22 protein-coding genes are annotated in these 25,756 nt (G+C 57.0%); 5 read left to right on the top strand and 17 right to left on the bottom strand.

Translation table 11 applies throughout. The features are described 5' to 3' along the window. Positions 1-15 precede the first annotated feature (15 nt). The 4 genes from ENH71_RS04910 to ENH71_RS04895 all read right to left on the bottom strand — a co-directional run bounded on the left by ENH71_RS04910 (position 16) and on the right by ENH71_RS04895 (position 4,498). Entirely contained in the window at positions 16-972 is a 957-nt protein-coding gene (locus ENH71_RS04910) for an NAD(P)H-dependent flavin oxidoreductase (protein ID WP_294132447.1), read from the bottom strand. A 43-nt stretch (positions 973-1,015) separates the two neighbouring features. Next, complete coding sequence (locus tag ENH71_RS04905) at positions 1,016-2,017, bottom strand: zinc-binding alcohol dehydrogenase family protein (RefSeq protein WP_294132446.1); 1,002 nt, start codon at positions 2,015-2,017, stop codon at positions 1,016-1,018. A gap of 109 nt (positions 2,018-2,126) precedes the next feature. Then, on the bottom strand, positions 2,127-3,773 hold the full coding sequence (locus tag ENH71_RS04900) for an exo-alpha-sialidase (RefSeq protein WP_294132444.1): 1,647 nt from the start codon (positions 3,771-3,773) through the stop codon (positions 2,127-2,129). Between the two features lie 275 nt (positions 3,774-4,048). Further along, entirely contained in the window at positions 4,049-4,498 is a 450-nt protein-coding gene (locus tag ENH71_RS04895) for an Hsp20 family protein (protein ID WP_294132441.1), read from the bottom strand. A gap of 422 nt (positions 4,499-4,920) precedes the next feature. Between ENH71_RS04895 and ENH71_RS04890 the strand changes: the two genes are divergently transcribed. Next, positions 4,921-5,682: an SDR family oxidoreductase gene (locus ENH71_RS04890; RefSeq protein WP_294132438.1), complete on the top strand. Its 762-nt coding sequence runs from the start codon at positions 4,921-4,923 to the stop codon at positions 5,680-5,682. Between the two features lie 68 nt (positions 5,683-5,750). Here ENH71_RS04890 and ENH71_RS04885 read toward each other — a convergent pair whose 3' ends face one another. The 3 genes from ENH71_RS04885 to ENH71_RS04875 all read right to left on the bottom strand — a co-directional run bounded on the left by ENH71_RS04885 (position 5,751) and on the right by ENH71_RS04875 (position 9,756). Further along, a complete protein-coding gene (locus ENH71_RS04885) occupies positions 5,751-7,487 on the bottom strand; it encodes a thioredoxin domain-containing protein (RefSeq protein ID WP_294132436.1) in 1,737 nt (578 codons plus the stop codon). Between the two features lie 106 nt (positions 7,488-7,593). Then, the gene (locus ENH71_RS04880) at positions 7,594-8,634 is read right to left on the bottom strand and encodes an endonuclease/exonuclease/phosphatase family protein (protein ID WP_294132433.1); all 1,041 of its coding nucleotides are present in this window, start codon (positions 8,632-8,634) and stop codon (positions 7,594-7,596) included. A 99-nt stretch (positions 8,635-8,733) separates the two neighbouring features. Beyond that, on the bottom strand, positions 8,734-9,756 hold the full coding sequence (locus ENH71_RS04875; RefSeq protein ID WP_317622372.1) for a Glu/Leu/Phe/Val dehydrogenase family protein: 1,023 nt from the start codon (positions 9,754-9,756) through the stop codon (positions 8,734-8,736). A 230-nt stretch (positions 9,757-9,986) separates the two neighbouring features. Here ENH71_RS04875 and ENH71_RS04870 point away from each other — a divergent pair, with 230 nt between their 5' ends. Together ENH71_RS04870 and ENH71_RS04865 are read left to right on the top strand one after the other, a co-directional pair. Further along, on the top strand, positions 9,987-10,991 hold the full coding sequence (locus ENH71_RS04870; protein ID WP_294132426.1) for a glucokinase: 1,005 nt from the start codon (positions 9,987-9,989) through the stop codon (positions 10,989-10,991). A 41-nt stretch (positions 10,992-11,032) separates the two neighbouring features. After that, positions 11,033-11,692 (top strand): O-methyltransferase, encoded by a 660-nt coding sequence (locus ENH71_RS04865; RefSeq protein ID WP_294132423.1) that lies wholly within the window; start codon positions 11,033-11,035, stop codon positions 11,690-11,692. 24 nt (positions 11,693-11,716) lie between these two features. Here the strand turns inward: ENH71_RS04865 and purT are convergent, their stop codons facing one another. The 8 genes from purT to ENH71_RS04825 are packed head-to-tail and all read right to left on the bottom strand — an operon-like array spanning position 11,717 to position 20,556. Then, positions 11,717-12,934, bottom strand: a complete 1,218-nt coding sequence (gene purT, locus ENH71_RS04860) for a formate-dependent phosphoribosylglycinamide formyltransferase (RefSeq protein WP_294132421.1) — start codon at positions 12,932-12,934, stop codon at positions 11,717-11,719. Between the two features lie 46 nt (positions 12,935-12,980). After that, positions 12,981-14,591, bottom strand: a complete 1,611-nt coding sequence (locus ENH71_RS04855; protein ID WP_294137542.1) for an N-acyl-D-amino-acid deacylase family protein — start codon at positions 14,589-14,591, stop codon at positions 12,981-12,983. Positions 14,592-14,631: 40 nt separating this feature from the next. Further along, the gene (locus ENH71_RS04850; RefSeq protein WP_414704680.1) at positions 14,632-16,317 is read right to left on the bottom strand and encodes an ABC transporter substrate-binding protein; all 1,686 of its coding nucleotides are present in this window, start codon (positions 16,315-16,317) and stop codon (positions 14,632-14,634) included. 54 nt (positions 16,318-16,371) lie between these two features. Beyond that, positions 16,372-16,653 carry a DUF2160 domain-containing protein gene (locus tag ENH71_RS04845; protein WP_294130435.1) on the bottom strand — a complete coding sequence of 94 codons (282 nt, stop codon included), beginning with the start codon at positions 16,651-16,653 and terminating at the stop codon, positions 16,372-16,374. 12 nt (positions 16,654-16,665) lie between these two features. Further along, positions 16,666-17,490: a carbohydrate ABC transporter permease gene (locus tag ENH71_RS04840; RefSeq protein WP_294130437.1), complete on the bottom strand. Its 825-nt coding sequence runs from the start codon at positions 17,488-17,490 to the stop codon at positions 16,666-16,668. Then, entirely contained in the window at positions 17,487-18,380 is an 894-nt protein-coding gene (locus tag ENH71_RS04835) for a carbohydrate ABC transporter permease (RefSeq protein WP_294130440.1), read from the bottom strand. The genes ENH71_RS04840 and ENH71_RS04835 overlap by 4 nt, the downstream gene beginning before the upstream one ends. Beyond that, positions 18,377-19,456, bottom strand: coding sequence for an ABC transporter ATP-binding protein (locus ENH71_RS04830; RefSeq protein WP_294130442.1), 1,080 nt, complete (start codon positions 19,454-19,456; stop codon positions 18,377-18,379). Before ENH71_RS04830 ends, ENH71_RS04835 begins: the two co-directional genes overlap by 4 nt. Further along, on the bottom strand, positions 19,444-20,556 hold the full coding sequence (locus ENH71_RS04825) for an ABC transporter ATP-binding protein (protein WP_294130444.1): 1,113 nt from the start codon (positions 20,554-20,556) through the stop codon (positions 19,444-19,446). Before ENH71_RS04825 ends, ENH71_RS04830 begins: the two co-directional genes overlap by 13 nt. Before the next feature lie 150 nt (positions 20,557-20,706). On the opposite strand from ENH71_RS04825, the gene ENH71_RS04820 reads away from it, so the two are divergent. Then, a complete protein-coding gene (locus ENH71_RS04820; protein ID WP_294130445.1) occupies positions 20,707-21,633 on the top strand; it encodes a D-2-hydroxyacid dehydrogenase in 927 nt (308 codons plus the stop codon). Here ENH71_RS04820 and ENH71_RS04815 read toward each other — a convergent pair. Next, the gene (locus ENH71_RS04815; protein WP_294130447.1) at positions 21,630-23,279 is read right to left on the bottom strand and encodes an aminotransferase class V-fold PLP-dependent enzyme; all 1,650 of its coding nucleotides are present in this window, start codon (positions 23,277-23,279) and stop codon (positions 21,630-21,632) included. The two genes, ENH71_RS04820 and ENH71_RS04815, sit on opposite strands and share 4 nt — an antisense overlap. A 175-nt stretch (positions 23,280-23,454) precedes the next feature. On the opposite strand from ENH71_RS04815, the gene ENH71_RS04810 reads away from it, so the two are divergent. Next, on the top strand, positions 23,455-23,901 hold the full coding sequence (locus tag ENH71_RS04810; RefSeq protein WP_294130449.1) for an Lrp/AsnC family transcriptional regulator: 447 nt from the start codon (positions 23,455-23,457) through the stop codon (positions 23,899-23,901). Positions 23,902-23,932: 31 nt separating this feature from the next. Here ENH71_RS04810 and ENH71_RS04805 read toward each other — a convergent pair whose 3' ends face one another. After that, positions 23,933-25,753, bottom strand: coding sequence for a BamB-related PQQ repeat family beta-propellar protein (locus tag ENH71_RS04805; RefSeq protein WP_294130451.1), 1,821 nt, complete (start codon positions 25,751-25,753; stop codon positions 23,933-23,935). Positions 25,754-25,756: the final 3 nt, after the last annotated feature.

Below are 25,756 nucleotides of genomic sequence, written 5' to 3'. Positions count from 1 at the left end.
ACTCCGGACACGTCGTTACTGACACAGGCGACTTTTGGCTTCGTCATATTCACGCCTCAGGCGCGCGACCAGGGTTGCCGTTGGCACAACCTCACGAATGGCGCCGATACCCTGGCCGCAGCCCCAGATATCACGCCACGCACGTTTTTCGCCACCGTCACCAAAGTTCATTTTGCTGGGGTCAGATTCAGGTAAATTATCGGGGTCCATGCCGGCGTTACGGATACTGCCCTTCAGATAGTTGCCATGGATACCCGTGTAGAAATTGCTGTACACAATATCGTCTGAATTGCTCTCTACGATCATGTTTTTGTAACCGTCCACCGCCCGGGCTTCATCCGTGGCGATAAACGGCGAACCGATATAGGCCATGTCTGCCCCCATGGCCTGCGCCGCCAGAATGGCATTGCCGGTGGCAATGGAGCCGGCCAGCAGCAAAGGTCCGTCAAACCATTCGCGGATCTCCTGCACCATGGCAAACGGGCTTTTGACGCTGGCATGCCCACCGGCGCCTGCTGCCACACAAATAAGGCCGTCAGCCCCCTTGTCGATGGCCTTGTGAGCAAACACGTTATTGATAACATCATGCAGCACAATGCCGCCCCAGGCCTGTACCGCCTTGTTGACGTCCTCACGCGCACCCAGGCTGGTGATGATGATAGGCACTTTGTACTTTTCACACAGCGCCATATCATGATCCAGGCGGTCATTGCTGCGATGCACAATCTGATTGATGGCAAACGGCGCTGCGGGCTTGTCCGGGTTGGCTTTGTTATAAGCATCCAGCGTTTCGGTAATTTCTGCCAGCCAGTCCTCCAGCTGCTCTGCCGGGCGTGCATTCAGCGCCGGCATGGAACCGACCACGCCGGCAATACACTGGGCAATGACCAGCTTCGGGTTGCTGATGATAAACAGCGGTGATCCGACAACGGGAAATGGCAGATTCTCTAATACAGGTGGCAATCGGGACATGTAGGCTCCGGGAACAGTAAAGAAATTGTCAGACAGGCAGTTGTCAGGCGTCAAACCCCTCAAGGACAACCTTACCGATGGTATGTTCAGTTTTCATCGCGTCGTGGGCGCGTTCCAGATTGGCGGCATTGACAACGCCAAAATGCTCGCCCAGTGTGGTTCGCAGCAAACCCTTGTCGATCAATTGCGCAACCTCTGATAACAGCGCATGCTGAGCGCTCATGTCTGCGGTGGAAAACAGCGGTCGTGTGAACATGAACTCCCAGTGCAGAGACAGGCTTTTCTGCTTCATCAGCTTGATATCCAGCGGCTCAATGGGGTCATCAATCAGGCAAATGCGGCCCTGCGGGCGCATCATGGCGACAATATCCGCATAGTGTTGACCAGTGCGGTTAACGCAGGCAGCATCGGTTATGTCAGCGAGACCGGTGCCCGCGAGCTGTGCCTGCAATGATTGACTGTGGTCCAGCACATGATGGGCGCCCAGTTGCTCTACCCAGGCCTTGCTCTGCGGACGTGACGCGGTAGCGATAACCGTAGCACGGGTCAACTGGCGGGCAAGCTGCACCAGCATCGAACCGACACCACCGCTGGCACCGACAATCAGCAATACCCGGCCGGCACCTTCGTCACCACCCGGTATCTGCAACCGGTCAAACAACATTTCCCAGGCCGTAATGGTGGTCAACGGCAATGCTGCCGCTTCCGCATCACTCAGCGACGTGGGAGCCAGAGCAGCAATGCGCTCATCAACACACTGCAACTGAGCGTTACAACCACCGCGACTGACGTCACCGGCATACCAGATACGATCGCCGACCTTAAACGATTTGACCTGGGCGCCAACAGCAGTCACCCGGCCCACCGCGTCCCAGCCCAGTACCTTTGGCGTGCCGTCCTCCGGTTTGACGCGTCCACGGATTTTGGTGTCAACGGGATTTACGGCAATGGCACTGACCTCGACCAGGAGATCACGGGGACCGGGCACGGGTGTTGGGGCGTCGAAATCGAACAGGGGTCCGTCTGTGTATCCTACAGCTTTCATATCGCATTCCTGTCTGTGCTTTATAACAGGCACTGATTAAAGTACAAACAGGCACGGTTCGTCAAAGACTCTTTTGTAATCCGCTGCTTAGCATCGGCTGTTGAATCGCCTACAATTCCAGCCAGGTGCGCAATTGCGCCTCGGTCATGATGCCACTGTGGGCCCGGGACTGGTGTTGTGCATCAAAGTGATAGCTACGCGGCAACTCACCAAACCATTGCGGATCAATGCTGTAGCGCAGAGGTGCAGCATAATCGTCGGCAAACATCCACGAGGTCATGTCTGCCAGCCCGTAGTCGAGCAGAAAGTCTTCGGCATCTGCCTGCAGGGCAATGTCATCCACAGATATCAGTACCAGCGGCAAATCCGGATGCTGTTCACGCATACGTCCGAGCAGATCAAGCTCAACCATGCATGGCGGGCAATCCACTGACCACAGCGCTAATACGAAGGGCTGTCCCGCCCGCCCGGCTTTGACTCGCGCAAAACTGTCGGCCGTGAAAGGAATGATATCCAGCCCCGGCTCGGGCAGCATCATGAGCCGATAGCCTTCGTTGCGGCTGTGCCAGCCCAGGCGCAGACTGTCCGGACCCCTTATTAACAGCGGATGATCGGAGGCATTGGTGGTCGACGCCAGCACCTGTGGTTCGCTCCAGTTGGCGCCGTCATCTCGCGAATAGATCCACAACAGCTGCGTAGCGGCACCATCAAAGCGCTTCCAGACCAGATGCTGCACGCCCTGCCATTCAGCAATCTGTGGATGACTGGCGCCGGCGTTGCCATCGATCTGACGCACCAGGGTGGTTGCACCCGATGTCAGTTCATGGCGGCCATAATAAATCCCTTTGTGACGATCGCCCGCACTGAACCAGGTCATGTGATAAACATCGTCACCCGGGGCCGTGGTGCTCAGGGCCATATCGGGGCCATGATGCGGACAGGCATCAATCTGCCACTCATCCACGGTCGCGCGGCTGAACCCGGTTAGAACGCCCTCCGGGCCCACCGCAGCGATGGCATGGTCGCGGGTCGTGCCATCGAACACATGACGCCACATCAGCGCCACGCCGTCGTCGCCATAGGGCGCCACCGCTATACGACAGCATTCGCAACTATGATCGGCAACCTTGCGATTGGCCGTAAATGTTTGCCCCTGATCATCCGATACCGCGTAAAACACGCCACTGCCGGTATACTCTTGCCCCCGCTGCGCGGCGTACTCCAGTTCACGCTTGTCGAGCCAGGTCAGATAGAGATGTCCAGAGGAGGCCAGAAACAGGCTGTCGAAGCGGTGACTGGTCAGCAAACCATCGTCATTGATGGTGCGCACCGGCGCAAAACTCTGTCCGCCATCCGTGGAACGGGAAAAGCGGATATCGCCGGTATGCTGGCCCTCGGTTTTCTGTGTCCAGGAGACATATACAAGATCCTGGTCGACCAGGATCTTCGGCCGATTCTCGCCGTTGGTTTCAATGTTCTCCGCACTGCCATTTACCCTGACTGGCGGTGAATAACTATCACCATGGTCGTCGGAGTGGGCGACATAAGCATGCTGATACTGCTCGAAGACCACCCACAGACGACCATCACTGGTATAGTGCGCGCTGGGAGTCTGGCCACAGTGCACAGATATCGTTTCTGTGTCGACACAACCTTCATCTGCCCTGCCGGGCCCGGCATGGCCCAGCATCAACAGCGCCAGACCGGCAAGCATTGAATAACGTGAAAACGGGCTGTACAGGATAGATCGCACCATAACTCTCACTAAAAAAGAAGTTTAAAAGCAGTGTTTAGTGTAACCGAAAGCGGTTGGCATTAGAGCCCGCGCAACTGCGACCGATTGTCGCAGTGCCGGATACAACCCTGATGCCGCGGACACCTTTGTCCGGCGAAAAGCCAGGCTAAAAAAGGCAAAAAGTCAGGCAAAAAAAAGGCAGCCCGCAGGCTGCCTTGGAATTAACCTTCTGTCACGGAGTTACTTTCCTGCATAAAGCGGCTGCCGGCCTGAATAAACCAGCTGCCGGGCAAACATCATTTGTCTTCAATCAGCTTTTCTGCAGACAGTCCAATCGGGATCTGCCTTGGCTTCATGGTCTCAGGTACTTCCCGGCGCAATTCGATATGCAGCAGTCCGTTCTCGATATTGGCGTTAACCACCTTCACATGCTCCGCCAGCTGGAAGACACGTTCAAAATTGCGCGCCGCAATGCCCTGGTGCAGGTACTGACGCTCGGTACTGTCGTCAGCCTTGTCACCGCGAACCTTGAGGGTTTGCTGCTCGGACTGGATACTCAATTCATCCTGATTGAATCCGGCAACAGCCATGGTAATTCGGTATTCATCTTTATCCAGCCGCTCGATGTTATAGGGCGGATAGCTGGGCTGGTTCTGATCGCGCTGGGCGATGGAATCCAGCAATTGGCTCAGGTGTTCAAAGCCGACAGTTGATCGGTACAGAGGGGCAAAATCAAAATTTCTCATAGTCATATCCTCATCAAGCAATATACGTTCAGGGTTAGTGTTTTGTGCCCATCCATTGGATCGGGCAACCGGGGCCGGCCTCTTCATGAGCGCCTGCCCTACTTCCCTTGATATGGCCACGACGATTTTTTTCAAGACCGCCAGGCAAAAAAAAACAGGCAGACATCGAGCGGGTGATCTATAACCACTGTGGACGCACGGACGACGTCCGAAGCCTGTCACGGACGGCGGGCGGCCGGGCCTGCACTGCTTCCTGCTGACCCGGTTTCCGGGGGCATTGACTCCTGCAAGGACACAATGCCCCCGGTTTTTTTGGATCGATGATCGACCTCTACGGTGCTTGCACAAGATCTGCACATGACCGATAGTCTGGTTCCGACTACTGAATCCGTAAAAACCGAATACCGTATTGAGGAAAATTGATGACCCGAACCGTATTGATTACCGGCGCTTCTTCAGGCTTCGGCGAAGCCTGCGCGCGCAAGTTTGCAGCCTCCGGAGACAACCTGATTTTACTGGCACGCCGGGTTGAACGTCTTGAACAGTTGAAGGCAGAACTGTCCGGTCACGCGCACGTCCACTGCGTTGCTATCGATCTCACCGACGCCGCCGCACTGCAGCGGACGTTGGCGGCGTTACCTGAGGGATTCCAGGCGCCCGACATCCTGATCAACAATGCAGGACTGGCACTGGGCCTGTCATCCGCCGATGAAGCCGACATGCAAGACTGGGAAACCATGATCAACACCAATATCACAGCCCTGGTGCGCATGACCCGTCTGCTGCTGCCCGGCATGGTGGCCCGCAATCGCGGTCACATTATCAATGTCGGCTCCACTGCTGGTAGCTGGCCCTATCCGGGCGGCAATGTCTATGGTGCTACCAAAGCCTTCGTGCAACAGTTCAGCCGTGAGCTGCGTGCTGATTTGCTGGGCAAAAATATCAAGGTCAGCAATATCGAGCCAGGAATGGCAGAAACCGAGTTCTCACTGGTACGCTTCAAGCAGGATAAGGACAAAGCAGACACCGTTTATGACGGAACCCAGCCGCTGACAGCGCAGGATATTGCCGACATCATCCACTGGGTGTGCAGCGTGCCTCCGCACGTCAATATCAACGCCATGGAGGTGATGCCGCTCTGTCAGGCCTGGGGGCCACTAAAAATAGACCGTACCATGTCGTAAACAAGGCAGACAGGATGTGCGCCCTGCTTCCGGCACCTCAGCACCGGATGGCAGGCCGGCGGCCGCGCTCAGCGCGGTCGCAAAATACGCACGTAATGATTGAACATTTCGTCCTGGTCGCTCAATCCCCACTGCACAGATACAGTCGGGTCGGCATTGAGCGGGTTACCCAGCGAATTGTCGTAGACTGTTTCCGCTTCCAGGCGGCTACCCGCGGGTAGCAGCAACGGCTGCCGCAAACGGTAGGTCAGCTGCCAGTTGAAATTGTAATTGGCAACATTGGCAATCAGCTCTCGGTCGCCATCAGGATAAATCGCCGTCAGCTGTGTACTTCTGGCGCGCCCATGCGCGTGCGGCGACAGGCTGGTCAGATAAACATCCGTCGCCAGCGGCTCGCTGTGCGCCATCTCCCGATGTTCGGCAGCACCGGCAGGTATATTGATGGTGTCATTGGCCAGGACGATACTGTCAACAATCATCTCGGGCGCTTCGTCCTGAAAATACAGTCCGATCCGCGTGCGGTCCACAGTCTCGCGCCCGGAGGTCAGGTATCGGATCTTGAAGGCCAGCTCCCGGCCCGCTTCCAGCAAGTAGGCAGAGCCCTCCGGGAACGCATCAACGCGCTCACCGGGGACAAAAATACTGACATAATCCGAGACTTCGGGATCAATCAGGTCTGCCTCTGCGATCACCGGCGCATCTCTATCGCGTGCATATATCATCAGACTGTGCAGCACACTTTTGTCGCCGACATCGTACGCCACTGCGCGCAACCATCTATTTTCAGACAGTGAAAGTTCCGCGCTTTCCAGTAAAAAATCGACAATGCCTGTTGCCGGCAATGCCTGTTCTGGCACGTCAACAACAAGATCGGGTTCACCCAGTGGCCAGCTTGCCAGGTCGGCGGCCGGCTCAGCGAGCGGATCAACATCACCATCCTGAGGTGCACCCTGATCAATCCAGTGGATCAACATGGCCAGCTCCTCCGGTGGCAGCTCGTGCGTCTGCTGCCAGTCACCAACATAACCATCGATCTGTCCCGGTGGCATGCGGCGGGTGATGACCACTTCACGTATCATCGGGCTCCAGCCCAGCACCATCAGATGCCGGTTCATCGCCCAGGGCGCCAGACCCTGCTCAACATGACAGTGCGCGCACCGGCGTTGCAACAACGGCGCGATATCGTTCTGATATGAGATCGGCTGAGCCTCCAGCTGACGCCGGTAGTGGTAATCAATGTCCGGACCAGAGGCTGTCATGGCTTCGCTGGCAATGCTATTGCCGGTGAGGCTATCTGCCAATGCCTGCTGCACCTGTCCACGCTGCATCTCGCCATCAGCACCTGATGCACCCAGTGCACCACGAAACAAGACATCCTGGGACCCCGGGTCCAGGATGAATACCTCGCCCAGCTGCTGCGCCGCCAACGTAGTCAGCACAATCTGGGCATCATCGAGCAGCACCGGAAAGTCGATCCCCTGCGTCTCAGCCATGGCCTGCACGGCCGCCCGCTCAGGATCCGCTTCGCCATATAGCAGAAAAAACGGCACCCGGGCGTCCGGCGCTTGCCGTGTCAGCTGTTGACGAACCTGTTGCAACGCAGCCATCGCGCGCGATGATGTGGGCTCGTCAGCCGCAATAACCAGCATCACGACTGCGTCGTGTTCAGCATATCGGCTCAATTGATGAAACTGGCCATGCTGATCCAGCAAGGCGAAATCGCCGCTGGCATGAGCATTGACGGCGAACATGCCAGTCAGCAACAGTGCAACGACTTGCAGGGTGCGGGAAAAACGATAATACATGGGCCTGACTCTCTTGTTATTTCTCTATCTCACTGGTTGTCGATTACGTCAATTTAATCACGCCAGACCGGTACATGCTGCCGGATACTGATAAAGATTTAACGGATTATGAAATTTTGTCGCGCGCAAATGCTTTGTCGTCGCTGTCAGCTTCCGGGCCATTACCTTTTTGCCCATTCCCCGGTGCCAGCACAAGCTCGGCAAAAATGGCAAAATGATCGGAGCCGTATGGTGCCAGGCGCCGAATGCCAGACAGCGTAAAATGGTGACTGACAAACAGATGATCCAGCGGCCAGCGGCAGAACCAGAATTTTGCATGAAAACTGTTGAACATGCCGCGCCCAACACGTGGGTCGAGCAGACCACTGATTTTACGAAACAATCTTGTGGTTTCAGACCACGCGACATCATTCAGGTCACCTGTCACCAGACGCGGCCCGCCCACGCCTCTGGCCAACCGCGCTACCATCACGAGCTCCTTGTCACGAGGACCTGAGGTCTCGTTTTCAGTGGGACTGGGGGGCGCCGGGTGCAGGAAATGAGCCTGAATGCGTTGTCCGGAAGGCAGCACGACATCGGCATACATGGACGGAACATCATCTTCAACCAGATACTCGACGCGCGGATTCATCAGCGGCAACCGCGAATAGACATGCATACCGTAGAGATTATCCAGCGGACACTTGATGCTATAGGGGTAATCGGTATCGAGCGTGTCCAGCCGCTGCTGCCACCAACTGTCTGATTCCAGCGTCACCAGAATATCGGGCCGGCATTGCCGAACCAGCGCGATCAGCGCCTCTGCATTGCGATTCGGGGTCAATACATTGGCTGTGATCAGGCTCAGCGTATTGTCGGGATCCGGCGCGGCAGCGTCGCCAACTTCCTTTTTGTGCCAGGCGCCATAGGGCAAAATCCACCATGCCTGAAAACACAGGCAGGCACCCACGCCGGCGATCAGAATCCAGTTTACCGGGCGCACCAGGTCCAGTATCAGCAGGTCTGCCAACAGCACAATCACCAACGCCACGGAAAATTGCAGCCTCGGAAAGTCCAGCGATCGGACCAACCAGTGTTCATTACGCCACAGGGGCACCAGGCAGACAAAAATCAGCAGAATATTTGCCCACGCCAATGCAGTGATCATGCGGAAAATGCTCTTCGCAACTCGATTCAGTCGGCCACACTAGCCTATCCGCCCCCTGCGCGCAATCGAAGGCGGTCAGAGACCACAATCATGGACAGACTAGTCGAACAATAACGCTTCAGCCACCCGGTTGGCTATCTGTTCAGGGGGCGTATTGTCGGCCCGGCTGCGTTCAAACAGGTCTGTCAGCGTGCTACCCAGGGCGATTGTACGCTGATTGATTTCACTGTCGGTTTTTTTCAGATAACCCAGTGATACCTGAATCAGACCGCCGGCATTGATGACATAGTCCGGCGCGTACAGGATGCCCTTTTTGTGCAGCAAATCGCCCTGACTGTCGTCGCTGAGCTGGTTATTGGCAGCGCCGGCAACAATGCTGCATCGCAGCTTGGGGATGGTTTTTGCGTTGAGAATGCCGCCCAGACCACAGGGCGCAAACAGCTCGCAGTCAACGCCGTAAATGTCATCAGTTGCCACAACGGTGGCACCAAAATCCGTCACACAACGATGCACCCGATTGTCATCGACATCACTGACAATCAATTTCACGCCGTCCTTGTGTAACAGCGCAGCGAGGGCATGCCCCACGTTACCGACACCCTGCACAGCAATGCGCAATCCCTTGAGTGAATCACGTTGCAGCTGATGCTGCACCGCAGCGCGAATACCGGCATAGACACCGAGCGCTGTCACCGGTGAGGGATCGTGCCCGTCTTTGCTGGTTCCCGACACGTACGGCGTATTGATAGCCACTTCATCCATATCCCTGATCAGGCTGCCACTGTCCACAGCGGTGATGTAACGCCCGCCCAGGTCGTGGATAAAACGGCCGAAGGCCTGAAACAGGTCCTGGCGATCAAACGCTTCCATCGGTTTCAGGATGACAGCCTTGCCACCGCCTTGCGGAACATTGGCAATAGCAGCTTTGTAACTCATGCCGCGCGCAAGCCGGATAACATCATCTATGGCATCGTCGTCGTTGTTGTAGGCAATAAACCGGCACCCACCGAGCGCAGGTCCCAGTCGGGTGTTGTGGATCGCAATGATGGCACGCAGGCCGGAGGATTTATCGTAGCGGAAATGCAGTTCGTTAAGATCGGCGCGCTCGATTTTCTCGAACATGCCGTCGTACGCGGGCGCGCGGTCAGACTTACTCATGGCTGTCTCCTGGGTGCTGGCAGACTTCGTAAGTCCCGGGCACAAGCCAGAGTATCGGGATGGTGATACCATGGCCGGATGATTAAAGTCGTGAGCATATATCGCCCAAAGACGGCTGTCTACCATCAGCGTGCTTGACAGTGTTTTACAGGGCCGCTACAAAAGTGCAAATTTCAAGTCCGGACAATACCGACATGCATTCAGGCGAATCATCTGCACTTGCAACAGCACAATCAGGAACACCAGGCGACACAGTACTGGTCGCTGACATTGGCGGCACCAACGCCCGCTTTGCGCTGGCGAACGCAGGTCACACGCTTAGTCACAGAGTGTCGATGCGCAGTCAGGATTTTCCGGGCATCAAAGAGGCTATCGCATCCTACCTGCAAACCTGCCACTCACAGCAGGCGCCCGCCCCGAGCCGTATCTGTCTGGCCGTGGCAGCTGCCACCGATCAGGATGAGATAAAACTGACGAATAACCACTGGCAATTCAGCCTGCAATCACTGACCGACACGTTTACCATGCCGGTAACCGCGATCAATGACTTCACAGCGCAGGCCTGGTGCCTGCCCGGGCTCAGCGACACGGATGTTACCTGGATACAACACGCCGGCGCGGACAGCATAAACTGGACACAGGGCAATCGCACCGTCGCCGGCCCCGGTACCGGCTTTGGCGCCGCCACCATGACCTTTGGTCGCGAGATACTGGAATCCGAGCCCGGCCAGTGTGCTTTCGCACCATTGTCGCCACGCCAGCTGGCGATTCTGGTACACCTGTGGGACAGCTACCCGCGCGTCACTGCGGATTACCTTTTATCAGGGCCGGGGCTACGCAATATCTACTCGGCAATTTTTGTCCTGAACACCGGCAAAAATGCCGACGAAATGTCGGCAGCAGACATTGTTGCTGCGGCCCGCCACGGCGATCAGCTGGCCCGGCAGAGCCTGGATGAATTCAGTCGGATTCTGGGCGCCGTCTGCGGCGACATAGCATTGAACATGGGCAGTGTTGGCGGTTTTTTTCTCTCTGGCGCCATGTTGCACAAGCTGGACGAGCTGTTTAATCGTGAGTTGTTTATTGCCGCCTTCAACGAGAAAGGCAATTTCAGTGGCTGGTGTCAAAGAGTACCGGTGGCCATAATGCATATCACAGACCCGGGTCTGCGGGGCTGCGCTGCCTACAGCCAGCGCTAACGGGCAGGCCTGCCGGTCAGAATTACACCAGGAGGATCAACATGTCACGATGGATACAGGTAGACCAGGCCATACATGACTATATCGAGCAACATCTGGAGCCGGAACAGCCCGTTCTGAAAGCGCTGTTTGACGAAACCGCAACCCTTAAAGACGCACAAATGCAGATTTCGCATGAGCAGGCGCGCTTCATGAGCGTGGTGTTACGCAGCATGCAGGTGCGCCATTGTATCGAAATCGGTGTATATACCGGGTACAGCACCTTGATCACAGCACAGGCAATGCTGCCTGGCGGCCGAATAGTGGCCTGCGACCTCAGTGAAGAATGGACTGCAATCGCGCAGCGTTACTGGCAACAGGCAGAAGTTGAAGATCGTATCGACCTGCGGCTGGCACCTGCTTCGGACACATTGGCCGCACTGCTGCTGGCAGACGGTGCCGGGCAGTATGACTTTGTTTTCATTGACGCCGACAAGAGCGCCTATGATCACTACTATGAACAGTCACTCAAGCTGCTGCGCCCGGGCGGTCTGATCATGCTTGATAATTGTTTGTGGTACGGCAAGGTGCTGGATGACCAAAGCCACGACGAAGATACCCGGGCACTTCAGCTTCTCAACAGGAAAATCGCCAATGACCGACGCGTCAGTGCCAGCCTGGTGCCTATTGGTGATGGCATCCACATGGTCTACAAATTGTAATTATGACCTGCAGCGGAATCCGGTTCAGAGCGTCACCTTGATACTGCTGGCTACACGCAACGCTTTCTGAACGGCGCTGTCGATATCTTCATCACGCGCCAGGGCCACCCCCAGCCGCCGTTCGCCGTGTACTTCCGGCTTGCCAAACAGGCGCAGGTCCGTATCCGGTTCCGCCAGCGCCTGTTCAAGATTGCCATACTGCATGTCACTGGACTCACCCGCCACCAGCAACACCGCTGATGCCGAGGGTCCCAGCTGCCGGATAACCGGAATCGGCAACCCCAGAATCGCGCGCGCGTGCAATGCGAATTCCGACAGGTTTTGCGAAATCAGCGTGACCAGACCCGTATCGTGAGGCCGCGGCGACACTTCGCTAAAGTAGACATTGTCACCCTTGATAAACAACTCAACACCAAACAGCCCGAATCCACCCAACGCTTCGGTAACGGCCGCTGCGATTCGCCGGGCTTCCTGCAGTGCCACAGAGCTCATGGCTTGCGGCTGCCAGGATTCGCGGTAATCCCCTTTTTCCTGACGATGGCCAATTGGCGCACAAAAACTGGTGCCATCGCGATGACGCACCGTCAACAGGGTAATCTCGTAATCAAAATCGACAAAGCCTTCGACAATTACCTTGCCTTTGCCGGACCGGCCACCTGACTGCGCGTAATCCCAGGCACGTTCGACATCGTCGGCAGTTTTGACCGTACTCTGGCCTTTACCCGAAGACGACATGATCGGTTTGATCACACAGGGCAAACCGATATTCCTGATCGCGCCCAGGTATTGCTCATGGGTTTCCGCGAACTGATAGGGCGAGGTCGACAGCCCCAGGTCCTCGGCGGCCAGGCGCCGGATGCCTTCGCGATTCATGGTCAGCTGTGCCGCCCGCGCCGATGGAATCACATGCCAGCCTTCGGCTTCCAGTGTGACCAGTTCATCGGTGGCAATTGCCTCGATCTCCGGGACCAGCAGGTGTGGCCGCTCCTGCTCGACCAGCGCCCGCAAGGCTGCCCCGTCCAGCATATTGATGACATGACTGCGATGGGCAACCTGCATCGCCGGCGCATTGGCATACCGGTCTACCGCGATCACTTCGCAACCAAAACGCATCAACTCAATGACCACTTCCTTGCCCAACTCGCCGCTGCCCAGAAACATCACCCGGGTGGCATGGGCAGCCAGTGGTGTACCAATCGTTGTGGAGTTCGAAGATGTTTCTGAAAAAGAACTGCGTGTCATTGATTTTTTCCGAATTGAGTGGAGGGGCGCGGCAAAACACCCGCAATCAGCGATAGTCACCGGAGCGCAGCACCCTGCCGGGTAACGCCCCTGTCATGTCACCATCAAGCAATACCGGCTGGCCGTTAACAAAAACATGATGCACACCCTGAGCATAACGGTGCGGCAATTCAAATGTAGAACGGTCGATCACTTCTGCCAGGTCAATGACTGCAATATCAGCAATGGCGCCTGTTAGCAGACGACCGCGGTCGTGCAGATTGATCCGGTCAGCCGGCATCATGCTCATTTTGTGGATGGCGGTGTATTGCGGCAACACGCCTTCGTCGCGGGAATAGTGACCCAGCACCCGGGCAAACGTACCATAGTTGCGCGGATGCGGCACCCGTTCGGACGGGCCTTCAATACCACCGTCGGAGGCGATCATGGTGCGCTCGTGACGCATGATACTACGCACATCCTCTTCATCAATGGCATGGAACACTGCGCTGCAATTGCCGGCGTATACCAGTTCCATCAGCAGCTCGGCTGCATTTTCGTGACTGACATTGCGTTCTTGCAAACGCAGAATCTGACTCAGGTTCAGGCCGTTTATGGTGTTATCGTGCGGGCAATTGGCAATACCAACATTGGCCGGATCATCACCACCACGGTCCACTTCGATATTATAAACAATGTCGTCCCGCAAACGTTGACGCTGTGCCGGGTCATCCATGCGCGCCAGCAATGCGCTACGTCCGCCATCCAGACTCCAGCCCGGAAACAGAATGGTCAAACTGGTCGAGGACGCCGTGTAGGGATACTGGTCGATGGAGACATCCACCCCGCGGGCTATGGCGTCATCAACCAGGCCCAGGGTGGCCGCTGAACTGCCCCACATCGGCGCGCCAACAATCTTGTGATGCGTGATCTGTGTGGGCAACCCGCCCTCTTCGCCAATACGAATGGTTTCCGCCACACTGTCGAGTACTGCCAGGCCTTCCTCACGCATATGGCTGATATAGATGCCGCCATAGTCACCGGCCACTTTGGCCAACTCAACAACTTCCTCAGTCTGAGCAAAACGACCCGGCGCATAGATCAGCCCCGATGACAAACCAAAGGCACCTGACTCCATTGCCAGACGAACCTGTTCGCGCATCAGTTCCAGCTCCTCGTCTGTCGCCGGCCGGTCGTCCTCACCGACCACCTGGCCACGAATGGAGCCATGACCCACAAAGGTGGCAAAATTCACCGACGCGGGTGCAGCCGCCAGCGCATCAAAGGTATCGGTCACCGGCAGCGGAGAACTGCCATCAGGGCCACCCACAATGGTAGTGACGCCCTGCCGAATCAGGTTCTCGGCGTCGGGCCAGCGAAAAATGCCGTCATCCAGATCGTCGCGCACCGCATGACTGTGGATGTCGACAAAACCAGGCACCACCGCCAGACCGGACACATCAAGCGTCAACGCCGCGTCCCGACCGGCCAGTTCACCAATGGCAACGATGCGATCACCCACTATGCCGATATCACCCGGTGTGGGCGGTGCGTCATCACCTGAGTAAAGCATACCGCCGATGAGCAATATATCCAGCGGCTCGACCGGCAACGGCTCCTGCTCGGCGGAGCAGGAGGTCAGCAGGACCATGGCAGCAAACAGCATGTATGTTTTCATCGTCTGACTCTACTCCGGATCATCTCAGTGGGCAATTGTATTACTGCCAGCTTCTCACCAGTTCATCATAGTCCACTGTCAGCGGTGTCGGTTTTTCATTGGCCAGTGGTGGCTTGGGTGCGCCAGGCTGCGCAAACCAGTATTCACGGCTCTGCGGCTCATTCAGTCGCGGACCACATTCACCCAGTACATTGGCCCGCTCCAGACGCTGCATCAGGCGATCCTGATCGGCGGCCAGCGAGGTCAGAGCTTCCTGCGGTGTTTTTGCGCCCGATGCGGCATCACCAATATTCTGCCACCACAGCTGCGCCAGACGGGGGTAGTCGGCCACATTGGTGCCCGTGGGCGTCCACTGCAGCCGCGCTGGCGAACGATAAAACTCAACCAGACCACCCAGCTCATCCGCCCGCTCGGTAAAACTCTCATGACGAATATCCGAGTCCCGGATAATGGTCAGACCCACATGGCTCTTTTTCAGCGACACGGTTTTTGAGGTCACGAACTGCGCATACAGCCACGCAGCACTGGCGCGGTCTGCGGGCGTGGATTTCATCAGGGTCCAGGCGCCGGCATCCTGGTAGCCCAGCTTCTGCCCTTCTTCCCAGTATGCGCCACGCGGCGAGGGTGCCATACGCCACTTGGGCGTCCCGTCCGCATTCATGACCGGCAAACCGGGTCTGACCATGTCGGCGGTGAAGGTGGTGTACCAGAAAATCTGCTGCGCGATATTGCCTTGCGCAGGAACCGGTCCGGCCTCACTGAACACCATGCCTGCCGCTTCCGGCGGGGCGTATTTCTGCAGCCAGTCAACGTATTTGGTCACCGAATATACCGCCGCCGGGCCGTCAGTGGCGCCGCCGCGCTCAACACTGGAACCAACCGGGCGACAGCCATCCACCCGGATGCCCCACTCGTCAACCGGCAGGCCATTGGGAATCCCGACATCCCCGGCGCCAGCCATTGATAACCAGGCATCGGTAAAGCGCCAGCCCAGCGACGGGTCTTTTTTGCCGTAGTCCATGTGGCCGTAGACACGACGCCCGTCGATGGTGCCAATGTCATTGGTGAAAAACTCGGCGATATCCTCGTACGCCGACCAGTTCACCGGTACCCCCAGCTCGTAGCCATATTTTTGCTGGAACTGGGCCTTGATCCCGGGATCCGTAAACCAGTCATAACGGAACCAGTACAGATTGGCGAACTGCTGATCGGGCAGTTGATAAATTTTGCCGTCCGGCGCCGTGGTAAAGGACAGTCCGATAAAGTCCTCCAGGTCCAGCGTTGGCGAGGTCACCTCCCGGCCTTCGCCGGCCATCCAGTCGGTCAGGTTGCGCACCTGCTGATAACGAAAATGGGTGCCGATCAAATCAGAGTCGTTGACGTAGGCATCATAAATATTTTCCCCGGACTGCATCTGCGTCTGCAGTTTTTCCACCACATCACCTTCGCCGATCAGGTCATGGGTCACTTCAATCCCGGTGATGTCGGTAAACGCCTGCGCAAGCGTTTGCGCTTCATATTCATGGGTGGTCAGGGTTTCTGACACCACCTTGATTTCCATGCCCCGATACGGCTGTGCGGCGTCAATAAACCACTGCAACTCACTCATCTGTTCGTCGCGACTCAGAGTCGAGGGCTGAAACTCTTCCAGCCAGCGTTGCGCCGCTTCGGTATCTGCCAACAAGGATGGGCTCGACAGCAACAACAGGGGACCAGCCGCACCCATCAGGGCGGCGATAGCGGTTTTCTTGTGCAACATGAAACGTCTCCTTGGTAAAAATCAGACAAACAGAAAAACCAGCAGTGCAAAAACGGCGCAAACCACCAGCGCCCACCACAATGGTGAGCCAAACCACGCCAGCCAGGCCAGATTGATAAACGCGCTGCCCAGCAAGGTCACAAACAGGCGGTCGCCACGGGTGGTTTCAAACTGCAAAATCCCCTTGCGCGGGTGACCGCCGGGACTGACCGCTTCCCAGATACACATTAATGCGATCAGGCCGCCTATCACGACAAAGAATACGGCCGTTGGTGTTGTCCAGCCCATCCACGTTAGATCCATTGAACAGGTCTCCTAAACACGACCGAGCGCAAAACCCCGGGCGATATGATTGCGCACAAAATAGATCACCAGCGCGCCCGGTATAACCGTCAACACGCCTGCTGCCGCCAACACGCCCCAGTCCAGGCCGGATGCTGACACGGTCCGGGTCATGATCGCGGAAATGGGTTTGGCATCGGTCACGGTCAGGGTTCGCGCGATCAGCAGTTCAACCCAGGAAAACATAAAGCAGAAAAACGCTGCAACGCCAATTCCCGAGGCGATCAGGGGCATGAATATTTTGCCAAAGAAGCGCGGAAAGGAATAACCATCGATATACGCAGTTTCATCAATTTCCTTGGGCACACTGGACATGAACCCCTCCAGTATCCATACCGCCAGCGGCACATTGAACAGGCAGTGCGCCAGCGCTACCGCAATATGGGTGTCAATCAGGCCAAAGGCGGAATACAGCTGGAAAAATGGCAACACAAACACCGCCGGTGGTGCCATACGATTGGTCAGTAACCAGAAGAACAGATGCTTGTCACCCAGAAAGCGGTACCGCGAAAACGCATAGGCGGCGGGCAGCGCGACCGCAAGCGAGATGACGGTGTTCATCACCACGTAAATCATGGAGTTGATATAGCCGCTGTACCAACTGGCGTCGGTAAGGATGGTCTGATAATTCTGCAGCGTGAAATCCTGCGGCCACAGCGAAAAAGTGGAAAGAATTTCCTGATTGGTCTTGAAACTCATCATCAGCAGCCAGTACAAAGGCAACATCAGAAACAGAATATAGAATGTCGGTACCAACCAGCTTTTGTCCGATCCTGAACCTCTGACAGCCAGCGTCATTGGCCACCTCCCTGTCTGCCATCGGTGACCGAATCGTTGTCCTGCTGGGTCATGACGGTGTAGAACACCCAGCTAATGACGAGGATGATAAGAAAATAAATCAGTGACATGGCAGCGGCCGGCCCCAGGTCAAACTGACCAATCGCCATCTGCACCAGATCAATGGACAGGAAGGTGGTGGCGTTGCCCGGACCACCGCCGGTTACGACAAACGGTTCCGTGTAAATCATGAACGAATCCATAAACCGCAGCAGCACCGCGATCACCAATACGCGACGCATTTTGGGCAATTGAATGTATCGGAACACCGCCCAGCGCGAAGCACCATCAATGCGCGCAGCCTGATAGTAGGCATCGGGAATCGACACCAGGCCAGAATAGCAAAGCAGCACCACCAGACTGGTCCAGTGCCAGACGTCCATGGCTATCAGCGTCACCCAGGCATCAAAGGTGTCCTGCGTATAGTTGTAATCAACACCCAGCGCCGCCAGCGTATGCCCCAGTAATCCGATATCGACCCGGGCAAACACCTGCCAGATAGTTCCTACCACGTTCCAGGGAATCAGCAACGGCAAGGCCATCAATACCAGACACACTGACACGCCCCAGCCGCGCCGGGGCATCGCCAGCGCCACCGCAATACCCAAAGGGATTTCGATCAGCAAAATGATGCCGGAGAATAGCAGGTTACGCATCAACGAATTATGAAATCGCTCCGATGCCAGCACTTCCTGGAACCATTCCAGTCCGACCCAGTAAAATTCATTATTGCCGAAAGAGTCCTGTACCGAATAGTTCACCACGGTCATCAGCGGGATAATGGCACTGAATGCCACCAGCAACAGCACCGGCAGCACAAAAAACCAGGCTTTGTTGTTCCAGGGTTTCATAACTGATGCTCCCACCCGACCAACTGCGAATTCTGATAGATATTGATTCTGTCGCTGTCAAACTCGACACCGGGCTCACTGGGAACGGGCTGGTGTGCCGGCACGATAATATCCAGTCGGTGTTTATTCAGTTGCGCCCGGACAATCCGGTGTCGCCCGACATCTTCAACGCTGACGATCTGCACCGGCAGACCCTGCCCGCTATTCACCAGACGCACAAACTCCGGACGTATGCCCAGCTCAATGACACCGTTCAGTGTCGGGTATTCCCGCGCCAGCGCGATGCGGCGGTCATCAATAACAGCCTCTTTGCCGGCCAGTTCACAGGGCAGCACATTCATGCCGGGCGAGCCAATGAATTTGCCGACAAAGGTATGTTGCGGAGCATCGAACAGTTCCTGCGGTGTTCCCATCTGCACGACTTCGCCCGCGAGCATCACCACCACCTTGTCGGCAAAGGTCAGTGCCTCGGTCTGGTCATGTGTCACATAAATCATGGTATGCCCGAATTGACGATGGATCTGTTTAAGCTGCGTGCGCAGCTGCCACTTCAGATGCGGATCAATCACGGTTAAGGGTTCATCAAACAGGATGGCGTTGACGTCGGTCCGCACCAGGCCCCGGCCAAGGGAAATTTTCTGTTTATCATCGGCACTCAAACCGCGCGCCTTGCGTCCGGCCAGCGCTTCGAGCCCGAGCATGCTAATCGCCTGCTGCACCCGATGGTCAATTTCCGCAGCCGACAGTTTGTCGGGCCCACGCCTGTTGCGCAGCGGAAACGCCAGATTGTCAGCCACCGTCATGGTGTCGTACAGCACCGGGAACTGGAACACCTGAGCGATGTTGCGCTGTTCGGTAGGCAGGCTGCTGACGTCGACATCGTCAAATAACAACTGACCCTCGCTGGGCTGCAGCAGCCCTGAAATGATGTTGAGCAAGGTGGTTTTACCGCAGCCAGACGGACCCAGCAAGGCATAGGCGCCGCCGTCATTCCATTCATGGGACATTGCCTTCAGCGCGTAGCTATTGCCGCCATCATAGGAGTGGGCAATGTTATTGAGAGTTATTTTTGCCATGCTTGCTCCGCCAGCAACGCTTTCGATACCGGCACCGGCGAACGGGGCGCCATTACCAAGTGCCCGGTCTCATCAAACAGGTAGATATTCTCCGGCGAAAAATGCAGTAACTGCGACGTATCGACGTCAAGGTGCCGAATGCCGTGGGTGAGGCTGACCCAGGGCTGATCCGCAACATGCAGATGGATATAGGTTTCAGAACCCGTGATTTCAGTGACCTTCACCTGCCCTTCAACTGTACAGTCAGCGCTGCCTTCCAGTGTCAGATGCCAGGGGCGCAGCCCCAACGTGTAATTCGCGTCCGGCATGGCCGCCTGCGCTGCTGACAGGGGAATGACAAAACGATCCAGGCGTAATTCGGCGCCGCGTTTGCTGACCGGGGCAGTGTTGAGTGGCGGATCAGAGAAGGTCCTGGCAGTGACCAGATCCACCGGCTGCTGAAACACATCGATGGTTGCACCAAACTGGGTTACACGACCCTGGTGCAGAGTCGCAGTATTGCCTCCCAATAGCAGCGCTTCGCTCGGCTCGGTGCTGGCATACACCAGGATGGCTCCCAGCTCGGCAAATATGCGTGGCAGTTCCTGCCTCAGCTCTTCACGCAGCTTGTAGTCGAGATTTGCCAGCGGCTCGTCGAGCAGGACCAACTGCGATTCCTTGACCAGCGCCCGGGCAATGGCTGTACGCTGTTGCTGGCCACCGGACAACTCTGCCGGGCGTTTATCCAGAAATTCTGTCAAACGCAGCAGATCGGCAGCATGACGAACTTTTTTGTCAATATCGGCTGCTGCCAGTCTGGCAACGCGCAGTGGCGAGGCGATGTTTTCGTAAATGGTCAGGGTGGGATAATTAATGAATTGCTGATACACCATGGCGACCCGGCGCTTTTGCACCGGAATACCGAGCACACTGACTCCATCGAGCAGAATATCACCACGGGTGGGCTTGTCCAGCCCCGCCATCAGACGCATCAGGCTGGTCTTGCCCGACAGGGTCGGCCCCAGCAGCACATTCATTGATCCGCGTTCAAGCTGCAAACTGACATCGCGGATATGATCCTCGTTGCCCACCCGTTTGCTTACGCCCGCCAGTTCAAGCATCCCCTGTCCTGTTTCTTGTCATTTTTATAATTGTTTATATCTTATGGTTGTTTTGCTACCGCATTATTAACACATTAAACTGCAGTTTTGCAGTACCTGTCAGGTAAAACTTGCCTGTCGGACCTTGCGATGCAGCCACAGGACCTCCGAATGAAAGCCGTGCTCCTTGATGCCGCCAGTCTGGGCGACGATGTTGACCTTGCGCCCATGGTGGCAGCGGTGGATGAGCTTGTCATTCACCAGCACACCGACACCGATCAGTGTGCAGCAAGGCTGTCCGGCGCTCAGGCTGCCATTACCAACAAGGTTATCCTGAACGCCGATACACTGGCAGCACTGCCCGACCTCAGGCTTGTTTGTGTGATGGCCACCGGCACCAATAATATCGACACCGATGCCGCTGCCAGGCTGGGCATCACCGTGCGCAACATCACGGCCTACGGCACTGCCAGTGTCGCACAACACACACTGATGCTGATATTGGCTCTGGCGAACCGTCTGCCACTATACCAACAGGATGTCAGCGCGGGCCGCTGGCAACAAAGCGCGGCATTCTGTTTGATGACACACCAAACCCTGCAATTGGCAAACAAACACCTGGTCATCGTAGGTGAGGGAGAGCTGGGGAAGCGGGTGGCACAATTGGCCGGCGCATTCGGTATGAAGGTGAGTTTTTGCGCCCGGCCGGGCAATGAGGCCCGGGACCGACGCACGACACTGGCGGCGCTGGCACCCACGGCAGATGTGATCAGCCTGCATTGTCCGCTCAATGAGCATACCCGTCATCTGATCAATCAGACCCTGCTTGAGAACCTGAAAACGCATGCACTGCTGATCAACTGTGCCCGCGGTGGTATCGTCGATGACGTCGCCGCGCTCGCGGCATTGCGCCAGGGGCGACTGGGCGGATTGGGTGTGGATGTACTGCCACAGGAGCCGCCAACTGACGGCCATGTGTTGTTGTCTGCACTACAGGATAGGCTGAATCTGATCGTAACGCCGCACAACGCGTGGATAACGCCTGAAGCCAGACAGACAGTCGTTGAGATGACTGCAGCCAATCTGCGGCAAGCCTAGGACGTCATGGTTTCTCGCGGCAACACAAACCAGCGTATTGCCTCATGCTCGGCGCAAAGATCCAGCGTACAGGGCGATGAGCCAGGCTGTTGTCCGCGTAGCAGCGCTTCGGCTGATGCCAGTTCTTCGCTCAGTGAAACCGGGTGGCAGCTGTTCGCTGCCGGTGCTGGTATCTGTAACCAGTCCAGCGTGGCCAGTGGATCCGGACGCTTGCCACTGGCATGCTGGTGGCGCCAGACACCGTGGGCGGCATCGTAGCGATAGCAGCGCAGCAGACGCCAGCCATGCTCAGCCACCAGCTCCAAAGCCCGCAACAGATACTCAAGCTCATCCCCGGCAAGAAAGTAGTTAAAATTAAGCCGCACCCAGCCCGGCCGCATCAATCCCGCGCCTGACGTCACGGCCGCCTCCACACGCTTGCTGAAGGCCATGTCCATGCCGAGCAGACTGTGTGCATATGGCCCCGCACAGGAACATCCGCCACGGGCCTGGATGCCAAACAGATCGTTGAGCAGGGAGACCACAAAACCGTAGTGCAGCTCCCGCTCGCCATGCCAGAAACGCAGCGAGAATATCGGCAACCGATGCGCATCGGGACTGCCCAGCACTTCGATATTGGCACAGGCCTGCAGACGTTTCATGACCGTATCGGCCATCGCCTGTTCCTGCGCCTGAATCAGGTCGATGCCCACCTGCTGCTGCAGGGAGAACACCAGCCCGGCGCGAATGGATTCCACAATCGCCGGGGTGCCGCCCTCTTCCCTGCGCTCGATATCGGCAATATAAACATGGTCTTCCGGCGTGACATAGGACACCGTGCCTCCCCCGACCATGGCCGGTACGCGATTGCGGAAGATACCACGCTTGGCGATCAGGATGCCCGGTGTGCCGGGGCCTCCGACAAATTTGTGCGGCGACAGAAACACCGCGTCCAGTGGCTGTGCAGCATTCATGTCAATTCGAACATACGGACCCGCCGCCGCATAGTCCCAGCATGCCAGGGCCCCAAAACGCTTCAGCAGTGCGGTAACCGCAGCCACATCGGTCTTGATGCCGGTGACATTGGAAGCCGCCGAAAAACTGCCTATCAACAGTCGACGCCCTTGATGTTTGACCAGTGCCCGCTCCAGCGCAGTCAGATCGATCCCGCCATCGGCATCCAGTGGGATCAGTTCCATGCGGGCAATGCTTTCGCGCCACGGCAATTCATTGGAATGATGTTCATAGGGACCGATAAACACCACTGGACGCTCTTCCTCAGGCAACGAGGCAGCCAGGCAGCAGCGCTGATCCAGATCTGCCGGCAGGCGCAGGTTCAGCACATCGATCAGTTTGTTGATTGCCGCCGTGGCGCCGGAACCGCAGAAAATCACTTTGTCATCTGCCGTGCCATTAACCGCACGGCGGATCATTTGCCGCGAAGACTCGCGGAGCGCGGAGGTGCGGGCACCGGTAAACGTGGTTTCGGTATGGGTGTTGGCGTAGAACGGCAGTACCTGTTGACGAATGTAGTCTTCAACAAAACCCAGGCTACGACCGGACGCTGTGTAGTCGGCGTACACCAGTGGTTTGTCGCCGAAGGGTGTAGAGATGGATTGACGCTGACCGATCACGTCGTCACGGATTTTCTGAACCAGCTCGTTCATGATGCCCCTTTGGCGAAGAAGGAAAGAATATGCCGCATATCATAGCCAAGTCACAGCGGAACATTGTTCCCATCTGTGTCACAAAAACGCTTTATTATGAAACTCTGTTTCTTTATTATTCCTATTTAAGAAACATTCATCCATCATAGGGCGGCGAAAGCTGGCTGGAGCAATCATGGACTCACAAGACAAAAAATTGCTGCGCCTGCTGCAGCAGGATGCCTCACTGTCCGTAGCAGACCTGGCCGACACGGTGGGTATTTCCAAGTCGGCCTGTTGGCGGCGCATTCAGAAGCTCGAAGAAGCCGGCGTCATCAAGCAGCGTGTGACCCTGCTTGATCCGGCAAAACTGGGGCTGGGACTGACCGTTTTTGTCACCGTGCGCACCAACCAGCATAACGCTGACTGGGCGGAGAACTTCAACAAAGTCGTACAGGACGTCGAAGGCGTGCTGGAAGTCTATCGGCTGGGGGGGCAGATCGACTACCTGCTGAAGGCAGTGGTTGCCGATATGCCGGGTTATGATCGTTTATACCAGCAACTTATTGCTGCCGATCTGTTTGACGTCACCGCCAGTTTTGTCATGGAAGAGATAAAAACCACTACCATGCTGCCCATATGACACACCGATCCGGGCACTTCAGGCTCCGGGGTCAGGGTCGGGGTCGGAAGGCCAGCAACACATTGCCGGCCTGCTGACGGAAACGGTCATATCCGGAACCGACAAACAACATACCGGCACCGGCAGAAATAGAGTGCGCGTCAATGGAACCGCCACGCGCTTCCACGTTATTGACGGTGGCAAAGCCCTGGGACGAATCGAACTCGAAAAGGATTTCGCCATCTTCGCCATCAAAAACGAAAATCCGGCCATCAATGTTGCCCGCCACCAGCGCCCCGTCGATCACCAGCGGCATCGCGGAAAAACCGTAACGCTCCTGGCAGGTGGCAACTCTCAGATCACGACCGTTTGCGCAGTCAGGCCGCGAACGGAACTCCCAGACCGGCTCGCCGCTGCCCAGATCAAAGGCATGCACACCGGCATCAATCATGTCGTCGGTCATGCTGGCGTAGTGCGGATCGTTAATCGGTAAAAATACCCGCTCGCCATCCACGGCAATGCCCCAGTGATTCCCGCCCAGCGCGCCGCCATCGCCAACCCGCTGCTGCCAGACCACGCTGCCGTCATCGGGATTCAACGCCCACAGATGCCCTGACTTCTGACCCGCCACCAGGCGCTCGCTGCCATCGGCCAGCGTCACCAGCGTCGCCGCGCCGCCAAAATCCCAATCCTTGATGATGCTGTCTTGCGCCGGAGGACAATTGGGTCCGTACTCGCGGCCGGTACACGCCATGTTCCACACGTCATTGGCAATCGCCTGGAATTGCCATCGCACCTGCCCGGTATCGATATCCAGTGCAATGATGGCATTGCTGGTATCCGTCGCCGGCAGAGAGGTGTTTTCGCCGGTGGTGACGTATAACAGCCGGCGCTTTGCATCCAGACTGGGGCTGGACCAGATCGGCGCGCCCGAGGGCCCGCGCAAGGGTGTACCCACCGAACTGACGCCACCGGTGTAATCCGCCGGTGGCATTGTGTAATAGGTCCAGACCTGCTCACCGGTCAGTCCGTCCAGGGCAAGCACGGCCCCACGGCCATCGCAACACTCATGAGTTGCTTCAGCGCCGCGTTGCACACCGGACGCTGACACCGGCAAATACAGCGTCTGTTCAAAGAACAAAGGCGCGCCGGTCAGCCGGGTGTGGACGCCGTCATCAACCGCGCCATCAATCACCCAGGCCGGCTCACCGGTAATTGGGTCAATTGCGTGCAGACGGGCACGTTCATCGCTGACATAAAGCAGGCGCTGCCCATCGCCAAGGTCGCCACTCAGCGTCACTGAACTGCGCAGGCTGGCACCTGCGTCATAGGCCCATTTGATACAGCCCGTTGCGGCATCAAGCGCCAGCACCTGTTCCGTGGCACCGGCAGGATAAAATACAGTGTCACCGGCGATGACCGGCGATGAGCGCAGTCCACCGATGCCAGGCAGACCCAGCGCCCAGGCCAGCTCCAGATGCGACATGTCTGCCCTGCTGAGCCCGCTCTGGGCCGCGCTCAGGTTGCGGGAAAAGCGCAGATCGCCGCCGGCGTTGGCCAGCGACACGGTTGTCAGATTGATACCCTGCTCCTGCGCGGAGCAGCGATTCTGCGTCAGCCATTCACCGGAAACCGGCGGTACCGCGAGGTAATCAATCACGGCCTCTCGCTGCGCCGTCGACAACGTCTGTCCCTGTGCCTGCATCAGACCAGCGGTCAGCGCAAAGCGTAAACTGTCCGCTGTCATCGATTGCAGTGCATCCACCGATGCGGCCCGCGGATCACCACCGTCATGGCATCCTGCACAAAAGCTGGAAAATACGCTTGCTCCCGGATGGGCGTCACTGCCTTGCGCCAATGACTGGGCAGACATGCC

It is taken from the genome of Pseudohongiella sp., from assembly GCF_011050365.1.
In the GTDB taxonomy this organism is placed as follows: Bacteria; Pseudomonadota; Gammaproteobacteria; order Pseudomonadales; family Pseudohongiellaceae; genus Pseudohongiella.
Note: the sequence above shows the minus strand (reverse complement) of the source record. Positions and strands in the feature narration are given on the sequence as shown.

Bases quoted from the DNA above. Each gene is read 5' to 3' on its own strand.
- ENH71_RS04835 (WP_294130440.1), bottom strand. From the start codon at position 18,380: ATGAAACCCTGGAACAACAAAGCCTGGTTTTTTGTGCTGCCGGTGCTG.
- ENH71_RS04825 (WP_294130444.1), bottom strand. From the start codon at position 20,556: ATGCTTGAACTGGCGGGCGTAAGCAAACGGGTGGGCAACGAGGATCAT.
- ENH71_RS04850 (WP_414704680.1), bottom strand. From the start codon at position 16,317: ATGGGTGCGGCTGGTCCCCTGTTGTTGCTGTCGAGCCCATCCTTGTTG.
- ENH71_RS04885 (WP_294132436.1), bottom strand. From the start codon at position 7,487: ATGTATTATCGTTTTTCCCGCACCCTGCAAGTCGTTGCACTGTTGCTG.
- ENH71_RS04895 (WP_294132441.1), bottom strand. From the start codon at position 4,498: ATGAGAAATTTTGATTTTGCCCCTCTGTACCGATCAACTGTCGGCTTT.
- ENH71_RS04805 (WP_294130451.1), bottom strand. From the start codon at position 25,753: ATGTCTGCCCAGTCATTGGCGCAAGGCAGTGACGCCCATCCGGGAGCA.
- ENH71_RS04880 (WP_294132433.1), bottom strand. From the start codon at position 8,634: ATGATCACTGCATTGGCGTGGGCAAATATTCTGCTGATTTTTGTCTGC.
- purT (WP_294132421.1), bottom strand. From the start codon at position 12,934: ATGACACGCAGTTCTTTTTCAGAAACATCTTCGAACTCCACAACGATT.
- ENH71_RS04855 (WP_294137542.1), bottom strand. From the start codon at position 14,591: ATGAAAACATACATGCTGTTTGCTGCCATGGTCCTGCTGACCTCCTGC.
- ENH71_RS04840 (WP_294130437.1), bottom strand. From the start codon at position 17,490: ATGACGCTGGCTGTCAGAGGTTCAGGATCGGACAAAAGCTGGTTGGTA.
- ENH71_RS04830 (WP_294130442.1), bottom strand. From the start codon at position 19,456: ATGGCAAAAATAACTCTCAATAACATTGCCCACTCCTATGATGGCGGC.
- ENH71_RS04820 (WP_294130445.1), top strand. From the start codon at position 20,707: ATGAAAGCCGTGCTCCTTGATGCCGCCAGTCTGGGCGACGATGTTGAC.
- ENH71_RS04865 (WP_294132423.1), top strand. From the start codon at position 11,033: ATGTCACGATGGATACAGGTAGACCAGGCCATACATGACTATATCGAG.
- ENH71_RS04815 (WP_294130447.1), bottom strand. From the start codon at position 23,279: ATGAACGAGCTGGTTCAGAAAATCCGTGACGACGTGATCGGTCAGCGT.
- ENH71_RS04810 (WP_294130449.1), top strand. From the start codon at position 23,455: ATGGACTCACAAGACAAAAAATTGCTGCGCCTGCTGCAGCAGGATGCC.
- ENH71_RS04890 (WP_294132438.1), top strand. From the start codon at position 4,921: ATGACCCGAACCGTATTGATTACCGGCGCTTCTTCAGGCTTCGGCGAA.
- ENH71_RS04845 (WP_294130435.1), bottom strand. From the start codon at position 16,653: ATGGATCTAACGTGGATGGGCTGGACAACACCAACGGCCGTATTCTTT.
- ENH71_RS04875 (WP_317622372.1), bottom strand. From the start codon at position 9,756: ATGTTCGAGAAAATCGAGCGCGCCGATCTTAACGAACTGCATTTCCGC.
- ENH71_RS04910 (WP_294132447.1), bottom strand. From the start codon at position 972: ATGTCCCGATTGCCACCTGTATTAGAGAATCTGCCATTTCCCGTTGTC.
- ENH71_RS04870 (WP_294132426.1), top strand. From the start codon at position 9,987: ATGCATTCAGGCGAATCATCTGCACTTGCAACAGCACAATCAGGAACA.
- ENH71_RS04900 (WP_294132444.1), bottom strand. From the start codon at position 3,773: ATGGTGCGATCTATCCTGTACAGCCCGTTTTCACGTTATTCAATGCTT.
- ENH71_RS04905 (WP_294132446.1), bottom strand. From the start codon at position 2,017: ATGAAAGCTGTAGGATACACAGACGGACCCCTGTTCGATTTCGACGCC.